This window comes from Streptomyces sp. NPDC007896, assembly GCF_042959425.1.
Taxonomy (GTDB): Bacteria; Actinomycetota; Actinomycetes; order Streptomycetales; family Streptomycetaceae; genus Streptomyces.
Genome location: NZ_JBIBKX010000007.1, coordinates 230,412 through 248,632 on the forward strand (window position 1 = coordinate 230,412; position 18,221 = coordinate 248,632).

Consider the following 18,221-nt stretch of genomic DNA (forward strand, 5'->3'; position numbering starts at 1 on the left):
ACATCACCTCACTTGAATCGCGACCGGCAGCTTCTCGATCCGGATGGCCGACGCCTTGAACTCCGCCGTCCCCGCGATCGGGCAGTTCGCCTCGATCGTCAGCTGGTTGGTGTCCACCTCGTCGGGAAAGTGCATGGTCATGAACGCCAGTCCGGGCCGCAGCGCGGTGTCGATCCACACGGGGGCCACGACGGATCCCCGGCGCGAGGAGATCTGGACCTCCTCGCCCACCACGACCCCGTAGTGCTCGGCGTCCTCCGGGCAGAGCTCGACGTACTCGCCGCGTCGCAGCGGCGAGGCGAAGCCGCCGCTCTGCACACCGGTGTTGTACGAGTCGAGCCGCCGCCCGGTGGTGAGCCGGATCGGGTACTCCTCGTCCGTCAGGTCCACGGGCGGGTCGTGCTGGACGATCCCGAACGGCGCGGGCCGGCCGCGCTCGGCGGGGTCTGCGGCCCACAACCGGCCGTGCAGGTAGGTGGGTTCGAGCCGCCCGGTGTCGGGGCAGGGCCACTGGATGCCCTGGTGCTCCGCCAGACGTTCGTACGTCATCCCGTAGTGGTCCGGCGACACCGACCGCAGCTCGTTCCAGACGGCCTCGGCGTCCTCGTACTTCCATTCGTGCCCGAGGCGCGCGGCGAGGTCGCAGAGGATGTCGATGTCCTCGCGGGCCTCACCGGGCGGCGTCACCGCGGCGCGTACACGCTGCACGCGCCGCTCGCTGTTGGTGGTGGTGCCCTCCGTCTCCGCCCACCCGGCGGTCGCGGGCAGTACGACGTCCGCCAACTGGGCTGTCTTCGTGAGGAAGATGTCCTGCACGACGAGGAAGTCGAGGGCGCCCAGCCGCCGTACCGCCTGTTCGCTGTCCGCCTCCGACTGAGCCGGGTTCTCGCCGATGCAGTAGACGGCCTTGAGCGTGCCCTCCTCCATGGCCTCGAACATCTCTGTCAGGTTCAGCCCGTAGTGCGGCTGGATGACGGTGTCCCAGGCGGACTCGAACTTCAGCCGCGCCTCGGGGTCGAGGATGTCCTGGAAGCCGGGGAGGCGGTTGGGGATGGCGCCCATGTCTCCGCCGCCCTGCACGTTGTTCTGCCCGCGCAGGGGCTGGAGCCCGGAGCCGTGGCGGCCGACATGCCCCGTCAGCAGCGACAGGTTGATCAGCGCGCGGACGTTGTCAGTGCCGTTGTGGTGCTCGGTGATGCCGAGGGTCCAGCACAGCTGGGCGCGCTCGGCGCGGGCGTACGCGTGCGCCAACTGCCGTATCGCCGCCGCCGGTACGCCCGTCACCTTCTCGGCGAGCGACAGCGTCCAGGGCTCGACGAGCTCCTCGTACTCCTCGAAGCCGCTGGTCGCCCGCTCGATGAAGGCGTGGTTGGCGAGGCCCGCGTGGATGATCTCGCGGCCGATCGCGTGCGCCATCGGGATGTCGGTGCCGACGTTCAGACCGAGCCAGCTCTCCGCCCACTCGGCCGTGGACGTACGGCGCGGGTCGACCGCGTACATCCGGGCGCCGTTCCTGATCCCCTTCAGCACGTGCTGGAAGAAGATCGGGTGTGCGAAGCGGGCGTTGGAGCCCCACATCACGATGAGGTCGGTCTCCTCGACCTCCGCGTACGAGGAGGTGCCGCCGCCGGAACCGAAGGCGGCGCTCAGGCCCGCGACGCTCGGGGCGTGACAGGTGCGGTTGCAGGAGTCCACGTTGTTCGTGCCCATCACGACCCGGGCGAACTTCTGGGCCACGTAGTTCATCTCGTTGGTCGCGCGGGCGCAGGAGAACAGGCCGAAGGCGCCGCGGGCGGCACCCAGTCCCGCCGCCACGCGGGTCAGGGCCTCGTCCCAGCCGGCCCGCCGGAAGGGCTCGTCGCGTGAGTCACGGACCAGGGGGTGCGTGAGCCGGGCGTAGATCTTCGATTCACGTTTCCTCATGCGGCGCTCCTCAGTGCGAGCAGGTCCGAGATGGCGTGGACGGTGCGCAGGGTGGGCACCTCGACGCCGGTGATGTCCGCCAGCTCGACGACCGCCGCCAGCAGTACGTCCAGTTCGAGCGGCTTGCCGCGCTCCAGGTCCTGGAGAGTGGAGGTGCGGTGGTCGCCGACGCGCTCGGCGCCGGCCAGCCGCCGTTCGATGGAGACGCCCACCTCGCAGCCGAGCGCCTCGGCGACCGCGAGCGTCTCGGTCATCATGATCTCGATGACCTTGCGGGTGCCGCCGTGCAGGCACATCTGCCGCATCGTCGCGCGGGCCAGCGCGCTGATCGGGTTGAAGGAGATGTTGCCGAGCAGCTTGAGCCAGATGTCGTTGCGCAGATCCCGTTCGACCGGGCACTTGAGGCCGCCGGCCGTCATGGCCTCGCTGAACGCCGTGCACCGCTCGGACAGGGAACGGTCGGGCTCGCCGATGGAGAACCGGGTGCCTTCCAAGTGCCGTACGACGCCGGGTCCTTCCAGCTCGGTCGCGGCGTACACGACACACCCGATGGCCCGTTCGGGCGCGAGCACCGCACTGACCGCGCCGCCCGGGTCCACGCTCTCCACACGGTGGCCGTCGTGCGGGCCGCCGTGCCGGTGGAAGTACCACCAGGGGATGCCGTTCTGGGCGGCGATCACCGCCGTGGTGTCGTGCAGCAGAGGCTCGATCAGCGGCCCGCACGCCGCGTACGAGTTGGCCTTCAGGCCGAGCAGGACGTAGTCGACCGGACCGACCTCGGCCGGGTCGTCGGTGGCATGGGTGCGCGCGGTGAAGTCGCCGCGCGGACTGAGGACTTGGACTCCGTGCTGCCTCATGGCCGCAAGATGCGGTCCACGGGCGATGAGGTGCACATCGGCGCCGGCGCGGTGCAGCGCGGCGCCGACGTAGGCGCCGATCGCACCGGCGCCGAGAACGGCGACTTTCACTGTGGCTCGCTCCGTTCGGTCGAGGGTACCGAGGAACTGCCGAACTCTGTCGACGAAATATTGTCTACAGTATGTAACTTGGGGCGGCAAGGCTTCGCGCAGCACCTCGACGGGCCACCGCGAGGACCCGTCGACCGTTCGTCGCGCGATGGATACCGCTCACCGCATACCGTCGGCGAGTTGGTGTCGAACGGCTTCACAACCGGGCAACCGCTTCCTATCGTCCGGGATCATGAGTCCCCCCGTCGCGCCACCCGGCTGGAGCCGCTGGCTCGTCCCGCCCGCCGCACTGTCCGTCCACCTCTCCATCGGCCAGGCGTACGCCTGGAGCGTCTTCAAGCCGCCGCTCGAATCCGCGCTCGGCCTCAGCGGGACCCAGAGCGCGCTGCCCTTCCAGCTCGGCATCGTCATGCTCGGACTGTCCGCCGCGTTCGGCGGCACCCTCGTCGAGCGCAACGGACCGCGCTGGGCGATGACCGTCGCCCTGGTCTGCTTCTCCACCGGCTTCCTGATCGCCTCGCTCGGCGCCGCCACCGAGCAGTACTGGCTGATCGTGTTCGGCTACGGCTTCGTCGGCGGCATCGGCCTCGGCATCGGCTACATCTCGCCCGTGTCGACCCTGATCAAGTGGTTCCCGGACCGGCCCGGCATGGCCACCGGCATCGCGATCATGGGCTTCGGCGGCGGTGCGCTCATCGCCTCGCCGTGGTCCGCGCAGATGCTGAAGTCCTTCGGTTCCGACTCCTCCGGCATCGCGCTCGCCTTCCTCGTGCACGGGCTGTCGTACGCCGTCTTCATGACGCTCGGCGTCCTGCTGGTGCGGGTGCCGCGCGACGACAAACCGCCGGTCAAGGCCGGACCCGCGCCGCTCGACGGGGTGCAGGTGTCCGCGAACAGCGCCGTGCGCACCCCGCAGTTCTGGTGCCTGTGGGTCGTGCTCTGCATGAACGTGACCGCGGGCATCGGCATCCTGGAGAAGGCCGCCCCGATGATCACGGACTTCTTCGCGGACACCTCCACCCCGGTGTCGGTCTCCGCCGCCGCGGGCTTCGTGGCGCTGCTCTCGGCCGCGAACATGGCGGGCCGGATCGGCTGGTCCTCCACGTCCGACCTGATCGGCCGCAAGAACATCTACCGCGTCTACCTCGGCGTGGGCGCGATCATGTATCTGCTGATCTCGCAGTTCGGGGACTCCTCCAAGCCCCTGTTCATCGTCTGCGCCCTGGTGATCCTCTCCTTCTACGGCGGCGGCTTCGCGACGATTCCCGCCTACCTGAAGGACCTCTTCGGCACCTACCAGGTCGGCGCCATCCACGGCCGGCTGCTCACCGCCTGGTCCACCGCCGGCGTCCTCGGCCCGCTGATCGTCAACTGGATCGCGGACCGCCAGAAGGAGGCGGGCAAGCACGGTGCGCAGCTCTACGACACCTCGTTCCTGATCATGATCGGGCTGCTGGTCGTCGGGTTCGTCGCCAATGAGCTGGTGCGACCCGTACACGCCCGCCACCACATCCCCGCCCCGAGGGAGGCCGCCGATGACGACTCCGTCCAGCCCCAGCAGTCCGCCTGACCGCCGTCCACTGATCGCCTTCGCCTGGCTCTGGGTGGGGGCGCCGCTCTGCTACGGCCTGTACGAGCTCGTCCTGAAGGCCAAGCAGCTGTTCACGGGATAGATCCCGGCGTACGGATTCGGACGCCGGGCGTGCGTGCGGACGTTGCCAGGACGTCCGAAGGTCTGACAGAAGCCGACAAGCCTGACGCCGCTTTCCTGTGGCAACACCTGCCGTCGTACCCGCGAGTCACTGATCAGACTGGAGGATCCCCCTACCCAAGGCAACGAGGGAGACCCCCCAATGAACGGCTCACGCATCGCGGCCGTCGGCCACTACCAGCCCGCCAAGGTACTCACCAACGAGGACCTGGCGGGCCTGGTCGACACCAGTGACGAGTGGATCACGAGCCGGGTGGGCATCCGCACGCGCCACATCGCCGGTCCCGACGAGCCCGTCGACGAGCTGGCCGCGCACGCCGCGGCCAAGGCGCTCGCGGCGGCGGGAATGACCTCGGGCGACATCGACCTGGTGCTGGTCGCGACCTCCACGGCGATCGACCGCTCCCCGAACATGGCCGCCCGGGTCGCCGCCCGCCTCGGCGTGCCCTCCCCGGCCGCGATGGACGTCAACGTGGTCTGCGCGGGCTTCACGCACGCGCTCGCCACCGCCGACCACGCCGTGCGCGCGGGGGCGGCGACCCGCGCCCTCGTCATCGGCGCGGACAAGATGTCCGAGGTCACGGACTGGAGCGACCGTACGACCTGTGTCCTCGTCGGGGACGGGGCGGGGGCCGCGGTGGTCGAGGCCGCCGCCCCCGGCACCGAGCCCGGGATCGGGCCGGTGCTGTGGGGGTCGGTGCCCGAGATGGGGCACGCCGTACGTATCGAGGGCACGCCCCCGCGGTTCGCGCAGGAGGGGCAGAGCGTCTACCGCTGGGCGACGACACGGCTCCCGGCGATCGCCCGGCAGGCCTGCGAGCGGGCCGGGCTCGCGCCCGAGGACCTCGCCGCGGTCGTCCTGCACCAGGCGAACCTGCGCATCATCGAACCCCTCGCCGCGAAGATCGGCGCCGTGAACGCCGTCGTCGCGCGCGACGTCGTCGACTCCGGGAACACCTCCGCCGCCAGCATCCCGCTCGCCTTCTCCAAGCTCGTCGAACGCGGCGAGATCAGCACCGGCGACCCGGTGCTCCTGTTCGGCTTCGGCGGCAACCTCTCGTATGCGGGACAGGTCGTCCGCTGCCCCTGACGTGCGCGGACACCCGGGTGTGACGCGTCCGACCCTCCCCGGGCCTGGCCATGGTGCGCCGTAGACTGTAGACGAAAGACAATCGATACTGTCGGTTGACACCTGCTTTCCGGTGACGGCGACGGTGGCGGTGAGGGTGACGGGATGGCTCGGCAGGAGGGGACCGCGATGTTGTCGACAGGACTGCCGCCGGGGGCGGTGCCCAAGCTCGAGCGGCCCGGCCCGCTGCGCGACCGCGTCTACGAGGCGCTGCTCGAACTCATCACGACCCGCGCCCTCCAGCCGGGCCAGCACCTGGTCGAGAGCGAGCTCGCCGGGCATCTCGGAGTCTCCCGGCAGCCGGTCCGCGAGGCGCTCCAGCGGCTGAACACGGAGGGGTGGGTCGATCTTCGGCCCGCCCAGGGCGCCTTCGTGCACGAGCCGACCGAGGAGGAGGCCGACCAGCTCCTCACGGTCCGTACGCTGCTGGAGGCCGAGGCCGCCCGGCTCGCCGCCGCCAACGCGGGCACCGCCGGCATCACCGCACTCGAGGAACTGTGCGCCGAGGGCGAGCGCGCGGTCGCCGCCGACGACGTGGACGGCGCGGTCGCGATGAACGCCCGCTTCCACGCGAAGGTCATGGAGCTCGCGGGCAACGCGGTCCTCGCCGAGCTGGCCGCCCAGGTCGACCGCCGGGTCCGCTGGTACTACACCCCGGTCGCCCGGCAGCGCGGCCACCAGTCCTGGATCGAGCACCGCGACCTCATCGCGGCCATCGCCGCCCGCGACGAACCCCGCGCCACCCAGGTCATGCGCGCCCACACGGAACACACGCGCAAGACGTACCACGAGCGCGAGAAGTAGCCCACCGAGAAGTAGCCCATCCGGGGCGTCTCCCACCTCATGCGAGAGCCCCCCCTGTGACCCGGACCGGCCGCGTCCGGGTCTCTCTTTGTCCACTCAGTGGAGAAAGTTGACGGCAATCTCTGCGCAACTTCTTCCCACTCCCGGCAGCCGCTGCTACGTTCCCATCGAAAGCAAGCCACGGTGATGTGGCCAAAACCCGTTGGACACTGGCCGATTGAGGCGGGGAGGGGCTCGTGAGACGCATGACGGCACGACCCGCGAACGCGCACCAGGCGCGCCTGCTGCGCCTGCTGCGCGACGGCGGCCCCAACTCCCGTGCCCAGTTGGGCGATCAGGTCGACCTCTCCCGGTCGAAGCTGGCCGTCGAGGTGGAACGGCTCCTGGAGACCGGACTCGTGGTCGCCGACGGCCTCGCCGCATCCCGCGGCGGCCGCCGCTCCCACAACATCCGGCTCGCCCCTGCGCTGCGCTTCCTCGGCATCGACATCGGGGCCACCTCGATCGACGTGGCCGTCACCAACGCCGAGCTGGAGGTCCTGGGCCACATCAACCAGCCCATGGACGTCCGCGAGGGACCGGTCGCCGTCTTCGAGCAAGTCCTGGCCATGGCAGCCAAGTTGAGGTCATCGGGGCTCGCGGAGGGATTCGACGGCGCCGGGATCGGCGTCCCGGGTCCGGTCCGCTTCCCCGAGGGCGTTCCGGTCGCACCGCCGATCATGCCCGGCTGGGACGGCTTCCCGGTCCGCGAGGCGCTCAGCCAGGACCTGGGCTGCCCCGTCATGGTCGACAACGACGTGAACCTGATGGCCATGGGGGAACAGCACGCGGGCGTCGCACGCTCGGTGGGCGACTTCCTCTGCGTCAAGATCGGCACCGGTATCGGCTGCGGCATCGTCGTCGGTGGTGAGGTCTACCGCGGCACGACGGGCAGCGCCGGCGACATCGGGCACATCCAGGCCGTACCCGACGGGCGTCCGTGCGCCTGCGGCAACCGGGGCTGCCTGGAGGCCCACTTCAGCGGGGCCGCGCTCGCCCGGGACGCCACGGAGGCCGCCCAGCAGGGGCTTTCGGCGGAGCTTGCCGCACGGCTGGAGGCGGCGGGCACACTGAGCGCCGTCGACGTCGCCGCCGCGGCCGCCGCGGGCGACGCCACCGCCCTCGCGCTGATCCGCGAGGGCGGCAACCGCACGGGGCAGGTCATCGCCGGCCTCGTCTCGTTCTTCAACCCGGGCCTGGTGGTGATCGGCGGCGGCGTCACCGGCCTCGGCCACACGCTGCTCGCCGCGCTCCGCACCCAGGTGTACCGCCAGTCACTGCCGCTGGCGACCGGCAACCTGCCCATCGTGCTGGGGGAGTTGGGACCGACCGCCGGGGTCATCGGCGCGGCCCGGCTCATCAGCGACCACTTGTTCTCGCCCGCGTAACCCTGCCAGAGCCGCACGAAGCACTCCTGCCAGAGCCGCACCAAAAGTCATCTCACCAAAGCACCTCACCAAAGCACCTCACCAAAACCACCCCACCTGTACAGCGCCCTGCTCTGCCCTGCCCGAAAACGCCCGCTCCGCGGACGCACCGCCCTGAAACCGGCCCGCACGCCCGCCAAGGGGAACCGTCATGGCACCAGAACCACCGCTGCTCACCATGTCCGGCATCACCAAGTCGTTCCCCGGAGTCCGGGCCCTCGACGGCGTCGACCTCGACGTCCAGGCCGGCGAGGTGCACTGTCTGCTCGGCCAGAACGGGGCCGGAAAATCCACCCTCATCAAGGTCCTGGCCGGCGCCCACCAGCCCGACGGCGGCACCATCGGCTGGCGCGGCGAACCCGTCACGCTCCGCTCCCCGATCGCCGCCATGCGCCTCGGCATCGCCACCATCTACCAGGAACTGGACCTGGTGGAGGGCCTGTCGGTGGCCGAGAACGTCCACCTCGGCCATGAACCCACCGCCGCCGGTTTCGTCGTACGGGGAAAGGCGGCCAAGGCCTCGACGGCGCAGCTGCTACGCCGACTCGGCCATCCGGAGATCGACCCGGCGCGCCTCGTCGGTGAGCTGTCGGCCGCCCAGCAGCAGATCGTCTCCATGGCGCGGGCACTCTCCCACGACGTACGCCTCATCGTCATGGACGAGCCGTCCGCCGCCCTCGACCCCGACGAGGTCGACAACCTCTTCCGCATCGTCGGCGACCTCACCGCGGACGGCGTCGCCGTCGTCTACATCTCGCACCGGCTGGAGGAGATCCGCCGCATCGGCGACCGGGTGACCGTACTGAAGGACGGCCGCGCGGTGGCGGGCGGACTGCCCGCGAAGTCCACCCCGACCCGTGAGGTGGTGGCGCTGATGACGGGCCGCAACGTCGAGTACGTCTTCCCGCAACGGCCCACGAGACCGCCCACGTCCGAGCCGGTGCTCAGAGTCCAAGGACTCGCACGGGCGGGCGAGTTCGAGCCCCTCGACCTCGAACTGCGCGCCGGCGAGATCGTCGGCCTGGCCGGGCTCGTCGGCTCCGGGCGCTCCGAGATCCTGGAGACGATCTACGGGGCCCGCAAGTCGACGGCCGGTCAAGTCAGCATCGACGGGAGGACGTTGCGGCCCGGAAGCGTACGCGCCGCCGTCCGCGCCGGACTCGGACTCGCCCCCGAGGAGCGCAAGGCGCAGGGCCTGCTGATGCTGGAGTCCGTCACCCGCAATGTGTCCGTGTCCTCCATGTCCCGCTTCTCGCACGGGGGTTGGATCGACCGGAGCGCCGAACGAGGCGCCGCCCGCGCCGCGACACGTGAGCTGTCGCTGCGTCCCGACAACCCGTCCGTCCCCGTCCGGACGCTGTCCGGCGGCAACCAGCAGAAGGCCGTTCTGGCCCGCTGGCTGCTGCGCGGCTGCCGCGTCCTGCTCCTCGACGAACCCACCCGCGGTGTCGACGTCGGTGCCCGCGCCGAGCTGTACGCGGTCATCCGCCGCCTCGCCGACGAAGGCCTCGCCGTACTTCTGGTCTCCAGCGAGATTCCCGAAGTTCTGGGGCTGGCTGACCGGGTGATGATTCTCCGCGAGGGCCGGGTGATCCACTTCGGCCCTTCGCGGGAACTGGACGAGTTTCGCGTACTCGACCTTGTCGTGACTCCGCCGTTTCCCGAAGGAAGTGGCTTCTCAATCGGCCGTTGACCGGCCTCATGACGGTCAAGCCCTGACCGTTGCCTGAAGGCACTTGCCAATCTAGCGGCATTTACGACGGGAGTTGCCCGTGCTCAGCAAACTGCACCCGCCAGGATCAACGGCCGCACGGAAGTCCGATCGCGCGGTGTCCCGGGGCGGCCCATTGCGTGCTCTAGCCGCCCGCGCCGACGTCCGCACCCTCTCGCTGCTCGGCGTGCTCGTCGCCCTGATCGTCATCGGCGGCATCACCAAGCCCGACGAGTTCCTCGACACCCGCAACCTCCAACTCGTCCTCACCCAGGCCTCGGTGATCGGCGTCGTCACCGTCGGCATGACCTTCGTCATCACCTCCGGCGGCATCGACCTGTCGGTCGGCGCGATCGTCGCGCTGTCGTCGGTGTGGGCCACGACGCTCGCCACCCAGGAGTACGGCTTCGCGGGCATCCTCTTCACCGCGGTGCTCGTCGGCGTAGGCTGCGGCCTGGTCAACGGCCTGCTCATCGCGTACGGCGGGATGGTCCCGTTCATCGCGACGCTCGCCATGCTCGCCTCGGCCCGCGGCCTCGCCCTCCAGATCACCGACGGCAAGACCCAGATCGTCACCATCGACGGGATCCTGAAGCTCGGCGAACGCGACTCGTACATCCTCGGCATCCCGCCGCTGGTACTGGTCTTCGCCGTCGTCACGATCATCGGCTGGCTGATTCTCAACCGCACCACCTTCGGCCGCCGCACGGTCGCCGTCGGCGGCAACGCGGAGGCGGCCCGGCTCGCCGGCATCGACGTACGGCGCCAGCGGCTGTACCTCTACCTGCTCTCCGGACTGTGCTGCGGCATCGCCGCCTTCCTGCTGATCATCCTGTCCGGCTCCGGCCAGAACACCAACGGGAACCTGTACGAACTCGACGCCATCGCCGCCGCGATCATCGGCGGGACCCTGCTCAGCGGGGGCCGCGGCACCATCACCGGCTCGGTGCTCGGTGTCCTGATCTTCACCACGATCACCAACATCTTCGCGCTGAACAACCTGCAGAGCGACGTCCAGCAGATCGCCAAGGGCGCGATCATCGTCGCCGCGGTCCTGGTCCAGCGGCGTACGGCAGCAACCAGCACCTGACACGGGAAGGGCCCACCGCCATGCCAGAATCCACGAGCTCCACCAGCTTCACGAGCCGCAGAGGACTCCTCTTCGGGACCGCCGCCGCCTCGGCCGGCGCCCTCCTGGTCGGGTGCACCAGCAACGACACCAAGGACGAGAAGACGGCCGCGGACACCCGGCCGGCCGCCGACGACAAGCCCGGCAAGCACATCACCATCGGCTTCGCGGGCCCGCAGGCCGACCACGGCTGGCTCAACGCGATCAACGACAACGCCAAGAGCCGCGCCAAGAAGTACTCGGACGTGACGCTGGAGATCACCGAGGGCTCCAACGACACGGCCGCGCAGATCGGCCAGATCGAGACACTGATCAACAAGAAGGTCGACGTCCTCGTGGTGCTGCCCGCCGACGGCAAGGCGCTCACCCAGGTCGGCCTGAAGGCGATGCGCGCGGGCATTCCGGTCGTCAACCTCGACCGGATCTTCAACACCCCGCAGGCGTACCGCTGTTGGATCGGCGGCGACAACTACGGCATGGGCCTCAGCGCCGGCCACTACATCGGCGAGAAGCTGAAGGACAAGCAGGACGCCAAGGTCATCGAACTCGCCGGGCTCGACAACCTGGAACTCACCAAGCAGCGCACCCAGGGCTTCGACGCGGCCCTGAAGAACTACCCCAACATCAAGAAGGTCGCCCGTCAGGCCGCCGACTTCACCGTCGAGTCCGGTCAGGCCAAGATGGCCCAACTCCTGCAGGCCCAGCCGAAGTTCGACGCCCTGTGGAACCACGACGACGACCAAGGCGTGGGCGCCCTGCGCGCCATCAAGCAGGCCGGGCGCGAGGACTTCCTGATGGTCGGCGGCGCGGGCGCGCTCTCCGCCTTCCAGGCCATCCAGGCCGACAACAGCGTCCTGAAGGCCACCGTCCTCTACCCGCCGACCATGGCCGCCTCCGCGATCGACCTCGCTCGCGCGCTCGGCCAGGGCAAGGGGATCGGAGGGCTCGCCGAGTTCGAGATCCCGGTCTCGCTCACGCTCTACTCGGCCGTCGTCGACAAGGACAACGTCGGCCAGTACATGGCCACCGGCTTCAGGTGATCCGCCCCGCTCACACCCCCCACAGCGTCACGACGACGAGGAGGACATCCGTATGGGACAGCCGCACCAGGGCGAGGCAGCCGGGGTGGAGGCGGGGTTCGTTGCCGGGCCCGGGGCCGAAGCGGGACTCGCTTCCGGGCCCGGGGCACAGGCGGCAGGGGCGAACGCGGGTAGGCCGACGCTCGGCGTGGGCATGGTCGGTTACGCCTTCATGGGCGCCGCCCACTCCCAGGGCTGGCGCACCGTGGGCCGCGTCTTCGACCTGCCGCGCAGCCCGGTCCTCGCCGCCGTCTGCGGCCGGGACGCGAGCGCGGTGCGGGCCATGGCCGACCGGCACGGCTGGGCGGCGTCCGAGACCGACTGGCGGGCCCTGATCGCCCGGGACGACGTCGATCTCGTCGACATCTGCACCCCCGGCGACAGCCATGCCGAGATCGCCCTCGCCGCCCTGGCCGCCGGCAAACACGTACTGTGCGAGAAGCCCCTCGCGAACACGGTCGAGGAGGCGGAGGCGATGACGGAGGCCGCCGAGGCAGCCTTCGCCCGCGGCCAGATGTCCATGGTCGGCTTCAACTACCGCCGGGTGCCCGCGACTTCACTCGCCCGGAAGATGGTCGCCGAGGGGCGGCTGGGAGCCCTGCGACATGTGCGGGTGACGTACCTTCAGGACTGGCTGGTGGACCCGGAGTTCCCGCTCACCTGGCGACTGCGCAAGGAGCTCGCGGGATCGGGCGCGCTCGGCGACCTCGGGGCCCATATCGTCGACCTCGCCCAGTACCTGGCGGGCGAGCCGGTCGTCGGGGTCTCCGCGCTCACCGAGACGTTCGTAAGGGAACGCCCGCTGCCCGGCGCGATGTCGAGCGGACTGTCCGCCGTATCGGAGACGAGCCCGCGGACGGGGGGCGTCGGCACGGTCACCGTCGATGACGCCGCCCTGTTCACCGGCCGCTTCGCCTCCGGCGCCCTCGCCTCCTTCGAGGCGTCCCGCTTCGCGACCGGGCGCAAGAACTCCCTGCGCATCGAACTCAACGGCGAGCGAGGCTCGCTCGCCTTCGACCTGGAACGGCTCAACGAACTCTCGTACCACGACCACACCGAGCCCGGCACACACGCGGGCTTCCGCCGGATCCTCGTCACCGAGCCCGACCACCCCTACCTGGACGCCTGGTGGCCGCCGGGCCACGGCCTCGGCTATGAGCACACCTTCACCCACCAGGCCCGCGACCTGGTGCGGGCCATCGCCGCGGGCAGGCGCCCCGAACCGTCCTTCGCCGACGGGCTGCGCGTACAGCGCGTCCTCGCGGCGGTGGAGGAGAGCGCCGAGAAGAACTCCGTCTACACACCCATTGCGGTCTGAGGAGGCCCCGGACATGCCGCGCACCTTCACACTCTTCACCGGCCAATGGGCCGACCTGCCCCTCGAAGAGGTCTGCCGCCTCGCCCGGGACTTCGGCTACGACGGCCTCGAACTCGCCTGCTGGGGCGACCACTTCGAGGTCGACAAGGCGCTCGCGGACCCCTCGTACATCGACTCCCGGCACGCGCTTCTCGACAAGTACGGCCTCAAGTGCTGGGCGATCTCCAACCACCTGGTCGGCCAGGCCGTCTGCGACGCCATCATCGACGAGCGGCACCAGGCGATCCTGCCCGCCCGGATCTGGGGCGACGGCGAACCCGAGGGCGTACGGCAGCGGGCCGCCGCCGAGATCGCCGACACCGCGCGCGCCGCGGCGGCCTTCGGTGTCGACACCGTCGTCGGCTTCACCGGCTCGGCGATCTGGCACCTGGTCGCGATGTTCCCGCCCGCCCCCGAGTCGATGATCGCGCGCGGCTACGAGGACTTCGCGACGCGCTGGAACCCCATCCTGGACGTCTTCGACGCGCAGGGCGTGCGGTTCGCGCACGAGGTCCACCCGAGCGAGATCGCCTACGACTACTGGACGACACAGCTCGCGCTCCAGGCAGTCGACCACCGACCGGCGTTCGGGCTGAACTTCGACCCCTCGCACTTCGTGTGGCAGGACCTGGACCCGGTCGGCTTCCTCTACGACTTCCGCGACCGCATCTACCACGTCGACTGCAAGGAAGCCCGCAAGCGGCTCGACGGCCGCAACGGCCGCCTCGGCTCGCACCTGCCCTGGGGCGATCCCCGGCGCGGCTGGGACTTCGTGTCGGCCGGGCACGGCGACGTCCCCTGGGAGGACGTCTTCCGCATGCTCCGCTCCATCGACTACACGGGCCCCATCTCGGTCGAGTGGGAGGACGCCGGCATGGACCGGCTCCAGGGCGCACCCGAGGCCCTGACCCGCCTCAAGGCGTACGACTTCGAGCCGCCGTCGGCATCCTTCGACGCGGCGTTCGGCGGCAACGACTGACTTCTCCTGTGTCTCCGGGGTGACGGCGCACCCCGGCGCAAGCACCCGCTCGTACAACCAGCCCCTTTCTGGAGGCATTCGTGCACGGGAAAGACCGCGCCACCCGCACCGACAGAACCGAGACCCACAGACGACGCCCCGCATTCCGCCGAGCGCTCGCCCTGCTGAGCGGCGCGCTGCTCGCGGCCGCCTCGCTCACCCTCACCGCACCTCCGGCCGGCGCAGCCGTCGCCGACCCGGGGAACACGGCAGCGGCCGAGGACTTCCAGCAGGTCACCCTCGCCAAGGGCGAGCCCGAGGTCGGCGAGCCCATGTCGCTCGCCGTGCTCCCCGACCGCTCGGTCCTGCACACCTCGCGCGACGGCGAACTCCGCCTCACCGACGCGGCCGGAAACACCAGGCTCGCGGGCAAGCTCGACGTCTACACGCACGACGAGGAAGGCCTGCAGGGCGTCGGCGTAGACCCGGGCTTCGCCGACAACCGCTTCATCTACCTCTACTACGCGCCGCCGCTGAACACCCCGGCGGGCGACGCCCCCGAGACGGGCACGGCGGCCGACTTCGCGCCCTTCGACGGCGTCAACCGTCTCTCCCGCTTCGTCCTCAAGACGGACGGCACCCTCGACACCGCCAGTGAGAAGAAGATCCTCGACGTCCAGGCCACCCGCGGCATCTGCTGCCACGTCGGCGGCGACATCGACTTCGACGCGGCGGGCAACCTGTACCTGTCGACCGGCGACGACTCCAACCCCTTCCAGTCCGACGGCTTCACGCCCATCGACGAGCGCCCCGACCGCAACCCGGTCTTCGACGCCCAGCGCTCGGCCGGCAACACCAACGACCTGCGCGGCAAGATCCTGCGCATCAAGGTCAACGCCGACGGCTCGTACTCCATCCCCGACGGCAACCTCTTCCCGCCCGGCACGGACAAGACGCGCCCCGAGATCTACGCGATGGGCTTCCGCAACCCGTTCCGCTTCAGCGTCGACAAGGCGACGGGCATCGTCTACGTCGGTGACTACGGCCCCGACGCGGGCGCGGCCGACCCGGCGCGCGGCCCCGGCGGCCAGGTCGAGTTCGCCCGCGTCACCGGCCCCGGCAACTTCGGCTGGCCGTACTGCACGGGCAAGAACGACGCCTACGTGGACTACGACTTCGCGACGAAGACCTCCGGCGCCGCCTTCGACTGCAACGCCCCGAAGAACACCTCCCCACACAACACGGGACTGACGGACCTGCCCCCGGCCCAGCCCGCCTGGATCCCCTACGACGGCGCTTCCGTCCCGGAGTTCGGCAGCGGCTCGGAGTCCCCGATGGGCGGCCCGGTCTACCACTACGACGCCTCGCTCGACTCGCCCGTGAAGTTCCCGCAGGCGTACGACGGGAACTTCTTCGCCGGGGAGTTCGGCCGCCGCTGGATCAAGCGCATCGCGAGCGACTCCGCGGGCACGGTGCAGTCCATCAACTCCGTGCCGTGGACCGGCACGCAGGTGATGGACATGGCGTTCGGACCGGACGGCGCCCTGTACGTCCTCGACTACGGCACCGCCTGGTTCGGCGGCGACGAGAACTCGGGCCTCTACCGCATCGAGAACGCCACCGACGGCCACTCGCCCGTCGCCCAGGCCGCGGCCGACCGCACCTCGGGGCAGGCTTCGCTCAAGGTCCAGTTCTCCTCGGCCGGTTCGTCCGACGCGGACGGCGACGCCCTTACCTACAGCTGGGACTTCGGCGACGGCGGCACGTCGACGGCGGCGAACCCGTCCCACACGTACAGGACGAACGGCACCTACACGGCGACGGTGACCGCGAAGGACGCGACCGGCCGCACCGGCAGCGCGAGCGTGCAGATCGTGGTCGGCAACACCGCACCCAAGGTCGTGATCGAACAACCGCGTGACGGCCAGCTGTTCAGCTTCGGCGATCCCGTGCCGTTCAAGGTGAAGGTCACCGACCCCGAGGACGGCCGCGCGATCGACTGCGCCAAGGTGAAGGTCACCTTCATCCTCGGCCACGACAGTCACGGCCACCCGCTCACCTCGGCGAACGGCTGCTCCGGCACCCTCCAGACCAGTGCCGACGGCGGCCACGACCAGGACGCCAACATCTTCGGAGTCCTCGACGCCGAGTACACCGACGGCGGAGGCGGCGGCCAGGCCCCGCTGACCACCCACGACCAGAACGTGCTCCAGCCCAAGCACCGCCAGGCCGAGCACTACGGCAAGGCCTCCGGCATCACCGTCCAGTCGAAGACCACCGCGCACGGCGGCAAGACCGTCGGTGACATCGACAACGGCGACTGGATCTCCTTCACGCCCTACTCCCTGAGCGACGCCAAGAAGATCACGGCACGCGTGTCCTCCGCCGGCGCGGGCGGCACCCTCGAGATCCGCGCGGGCTCCCCGACCGGCCGCACGCTGGGCCGGGCGACCGTACCGGTGACGGGCGGCTGGGACACCTTCCAGGACGTGAGCGCCGATCTCGCGCACGCCCCGCGCGGCACCACCACGCTCTACCTCGTCTTCAAGGGAAGCGGCACCGGAGCGCTCTACGACGTGGACGACTTCACCTTCACGACGAGCTGACGGGGGGTGGCGGTCATGCGCACATCGGTACGCATGCTGACCGTGGGTGCCGCTGCCGGCCTGCTCCTCGGCTGCGTGTCGGGACCGGCGGTGTCGAAGGGCGCGGACGGTGCCGACAGGAGTCGGGTCCTGGTCTTCTCGAAGACCGCGGGCTTCCGGCACGACTCGATCCCCGAGGGGATCGCGGCCGTACGGGAGCTCGGGGCCACAGGCGGGTTCGCGGTCGACGCCACGGAGGACGCGGGCGCCTTCACCGCGCGCAACCTGGCGCGGTACGACGCCGTCGTGTTCCTCTCGACGACCGGTGACGTCCTCGACACCACCCAACAGTCCGCCTTCGAGCGGTACATCAAGCGGGGCGGCGGCTATGTGGGCATCCACGCGGCCGCCGACACCGAGTACGACTGGGCCTTCTACGGCGGCCTCGCGGGCGCGTACTTCCAGTCGCACCCCGCGATCCAGCCCGCGACGGTCACTGTCGAGGACCGGTCCCACCCGGCGACCTCGGGGCTCCCGAGATCCTGGGAGCGCACGGACGAGTGGTACAACTACCGCTCGAATCCGCGCGACCGGGCCCACGTCCTCGCCTCGCTCGACGAGTCCTCGTACACCGGCGGCACGATGAACGGCGACCATCCGATCGCCTGGTGCCAGGAGTACCGGGGCGGCCGCGCCTTCTACACCGGGGGCGGCCACACCAAGGAGTCGTACGCCGAACCCGCCTTCCGGCAGCACCTGCTGGGCGGCATCCGGTACGCCATCGGCGCCGCCCAGGCCGACTGCCGCCCGGAGAACGGCTACCGGCCGCTCTTCGACGGCACGACCGAGTCGCTGACGGCGTGGAAACAGGCGGGCCCGGGCTCGTTCTCGCTGAGCGACGACGGCACGCTGACGTCGCACGGCGGCCTGGGGATGCTCTGGTACGCCGGCTCCGAGTTCGGCTCGTACTCGCTGAAGCTGGACTGGCAGGTGGCCGGGGACGACAACTCCGGAGTGTTCGTCGGGTTTCCGGAGTCCGAGGACCCCTGGTCGGCCGTCGACAACGGCTACGAGATCCAGATCGACGCGACCGACGCCCCCGACCGCACCACCGGGGCCGTGTACAGCTTCCAGTCCGCCGACGTGAAGAAGCGCGACCGTGCGCTGAACCCGCCGGGGGAGTGGAACACGTACGAGATCCGCGTGGAGGGCGAGCGCCTCCGCGTCTGGCTCAATGGCGTGAAGATCAACGATTTCACCAACACCGATCCGGTACGAAGCCTGCGCGACGGACACATCGGCCTCCAGAACCACGGAGCCGACGACCAGGTGTCCTTCCGCGACGTCCGGATCAAGGAACTGCCCACGAAGGGCGACTGACCGGCGGCGGGCGGGGGACGC

General features: G+C 70.2%; 14 protein-coding genes. 12 read left to right on the forward strand and 2 right to left on the reverse strand.

The annotated features are described in order from the left end of the window. Positions 1 to 3: 3 nt before the first annotated feature. Both ACFZDJ_RS23745 and ACFZDJ_RS23750 read right to left on the reverse strand, forming a co-directional pair. Positions 4 to 1,923, reverse strand: coding sequence for a molybdopterin-dependent oxidoreductase (locus tag ACFZDJ_RS23745; protein WP_391061207.1), 1,920 nt, complete (start codon positions 1,921 to 1,923; stop codon positions 4 to 6). Beyond that, positions 1,920 to 2,891: a 2-dehydropantoate 2-reductase gene (locus tag ACFZDJ_RS23750; protein ID WP_384910206.1), complete on the reverse strand. Its 972-nt coding sequence runs from the start codon at positions 2,889 to 2,891 to the stop codon at positions 1,920 to 1,922. Before ACFZDJ_RS23750 ends, ACFZDJ_RS23745 begins: the two co-directional genes overlap by 4 nt. Positions 2,892 to 3,123: 232 nt before the next feature. Between ACFZDJ_RS23750 and ACFZDJ_RS23755 the strand changes: the two genes are divergently transcribed. The 12 genes from ACFZDJ_RS23755 (at position 3,124) to ACFZDJ_RS23810 (ending at position 18,200) form a co-directional block, all read left to right on the forward strand. Continuing rightward, positions 3,124 to 4,461, forward strand: coding sequence for an MFS transporter (locus tag ACFZDJ_RS23755; protein WP_391061209.1), 1,338 nt, complete (start codon positions 3,124 to 3,126; stop codon positions 4,459 to 4,461). Next, positions 4,427 to 4,564 carry a hypothetical protein gene (locus ACFZDJ_RS23760; RefSeq protein WP_165853968.1) on the forward strand — a complete coding sequence of 46 codons (138 nt, stop codon included), beginning with the start codon at positions 4,427 to 4,429 and terminating at the stop codon, positions 4,562 to 4,564. Before ACFZDJ_RS23755 ends, ACFZDJ_RS23760 begins: the two co-directional genes overlap by 35 nt. Positions 4,565 to 4,744: 180 nt before the next feature. Beyond that, a complete protein-coding gene (locus tag ACFZDJ_RS23765) occupies positions 4,745 to 5,692 on the forward strand; it encodes a beta-ketoacyl-ACP synthase 3 (RefSeq protein WP_391061211.1) in 948 nt (315 codons plus the stop codon). A 168-nt stretch (positions 5,693 to 5,860) separates the two neighbouring features. Then, positions 5,861 to 6,535, forward strand: a complete 675-nt coding sequence (locus ACFZDJ_RS23770; protein ID WP_054230090.1) for a GntR family transcriptional regulator — start codon at positions 5,861 to 5,863, stop codon at positions 6,533 to 6,535. Between the two features lie 245 nt (positions 6,536 to 6,780). Then, a complete protein-coding gene (locus tag ACFZDJ_RS23775; RefSeq protein ID WP_391061213.1) occupies positions 6,781 to 7,962 on the forward strand; it encodes an ROK family protein in 1,182 nt (393 codons plus the stop codon). Between the two features lie 190 nt (positions 7,963 to 8,152). Beyond that, complete coding sequence (locus ACFZDJ_RS23780; RefSeq protein WP_391061215.1) at positions 8,153 to 9,694, forward strand: ATP-binding cassette domain-containing protein; 1,542 nt, start codon at positions 8,153 to 8,155, stop codon at positions 9,692 to 9,694. Between the two features lie 136 nt (positions 9,695 to 9,830). Next, a complete protein-coding gene (locus ACFZDJ_RS23785; protein ID WP_391061697.1) occupies positions 9,831 to 10,802 on the forward strand; it encodes an ABC transporter permease in 972 nt (323 codons plus the stop codon). A gap of 20 nt (positions 10,803 to 10,822) precedes the next feature. Beyond that, positions 10,823 to 11,881: a substrate-binding domain-containing protein gene (locus tag ACFZDJ_RS23790; protein WP_168513287.1), complete on the forward strand. Its 1,059-nt coding sequence runs from the start codon at positions 10,823 to 10,825 to the stop codon at positions 11,879 to 11,881. A 52-nt stretch (positions 11,882 to 11,933) separates the two neighbouring features. Then, positions 11,934 to 13,238 carry a Gfo/Idh/MocA family oxidoreductase gene (locus ACFZDJ_RS23795; protein ID WP_391061217.1) on the forward strand — a complete coding sequence of 435 codons (1,305 nt, stop codon included), beginning with the start codon at positions 11,934 to 11,936 and terminating at the stop codon, positions 13,236 to 13,238. A 13-nt stretch (positions 13,239 to 13,251) separates the two neighbouring features. Then, positions 13,252 to 14,256: a TIM barrel protein gene (locus ACFZDJ_RS23800; RefSeq protein ID WP_391061219.1), complete on the forward strand. Its 1,005-nt coding sequence runs from the start codon at positions 13,252 to 13,254 to the stop codon at positions 14,254 to 14,256. An 80-nt stretch (positions 14,257 to 14,336) separates the two neighbouring features. Next, positions 14,337 to 16,841 (forward strand): PQQ-dependent sugar dehydrogenase, encoded by a 2,505-nt coding sequence (locus tag ACFZDJ_RS23805; protein ID WP_391061221.1) that lies wholly within the window; start codon positions 14,337 to 14,339, stop codon positions 16,839 to 16,841. Between the two features lie 15 nt (positions 16,842 to 16,856). Then, positions 16,857 to 18,200: a ThuA domain-containing protein gene (locus tag ACFZDJ_RS23810; protein ID WP_391061223.1), complete on the forward strand. Its 1,344-nt coding sequence runs from the start codon at positions 16,857 to 16,859 to the stop codon at positions 18,198 to 18,200. The last annotated feature ends 21 nt before the right edge of the window (positions 18,201 to 18,221 follow it).

Excerpts from the sequence above, each read along its gene's own strand:
- ACFZDJ_RS23755 (WP_391061209.1), top strand. The coding sequence starts at position 3,124 with ATGAGTCCCCCCGTCGCGCCACCCGGCTGGAGCCGCTGGCTCGTCCCG.
- ACFZDJ_RS23780 (WP_391061215.1), top strand. The coding sequence starts at position 8,153 with ATGGCACCAGAACCACCGCTGCTCACCATGTCCGGCATCACCAAGTCG.
- ACFZDJ_RS23765 (WP_391061211.1), top strand. The coding sequence starts at position 4,745 with ATGAACGGCTCACGCATCGCGGCCGTCGGCCACTACCAGCCCGCCAAG.
- ACFZDJ_RS23810 (WP_391061223.1), top strand. The coding sequence starts at position 16,857 with ATGCGCACATCGGTACGCATGCTGACCGTGGGTGCCGCTGCCGGCCTG.
- ACFZDJ_RS23775 (WP_391061213.1), top strand. The coding sequence starts at position 6,781 with ATGACGGCACGACCCGCGAACGCGCACCAGGCGCGCCTGCTGCGCCTG.
- ACFZDJ_RS23770 (WP_054230090.1), top strand. The coding sequence starts at position 5,861 with ATGTTGTCGACAGGACTGCCGCCGGGGGCGGTGCCCAAGCTCGAGCGG.
- ACFZDJ_RS23800 (WP_391061219.1), top strand. The coding sequence starts at position 13,252 with ATGCCGCGCACCTTCACACTCTTCACCGGCCAATGGGCCGACCTGCCC.
- ACFZDJ_RS23745 (WP_391061207.1), bottom strand. The coding sequence starts at position 1,923 with ATGAGGAAACGTGAATCGAAGATCTACGCCCGGCTCACGCACCCCCTG.
- ACFZDJ_RS23760 (WP_165853968.1), top strand. The coding sequence starts at position 4,427 with ATGACGACTCCGTCCAGCCCCAGCAGTCCGCCTGACCGCCGTCCACTG.
- ACFZDJ_RS23795 (WP_391061217.1), top strand. The coding sequence starts at position 11,934 with ATGGGACAGCCGCACCAGGGCGAGGCAGCCGGGGTGGAGGCGGGGTTC.
- ACFZDJ_RS23790 (WP_168513287.1), top strand. The coding sequence starts at position 10,823 with ATGCCAGAATCCACGAGCTCCACCAGCTTCACGAGCCGCAGAGGACTC.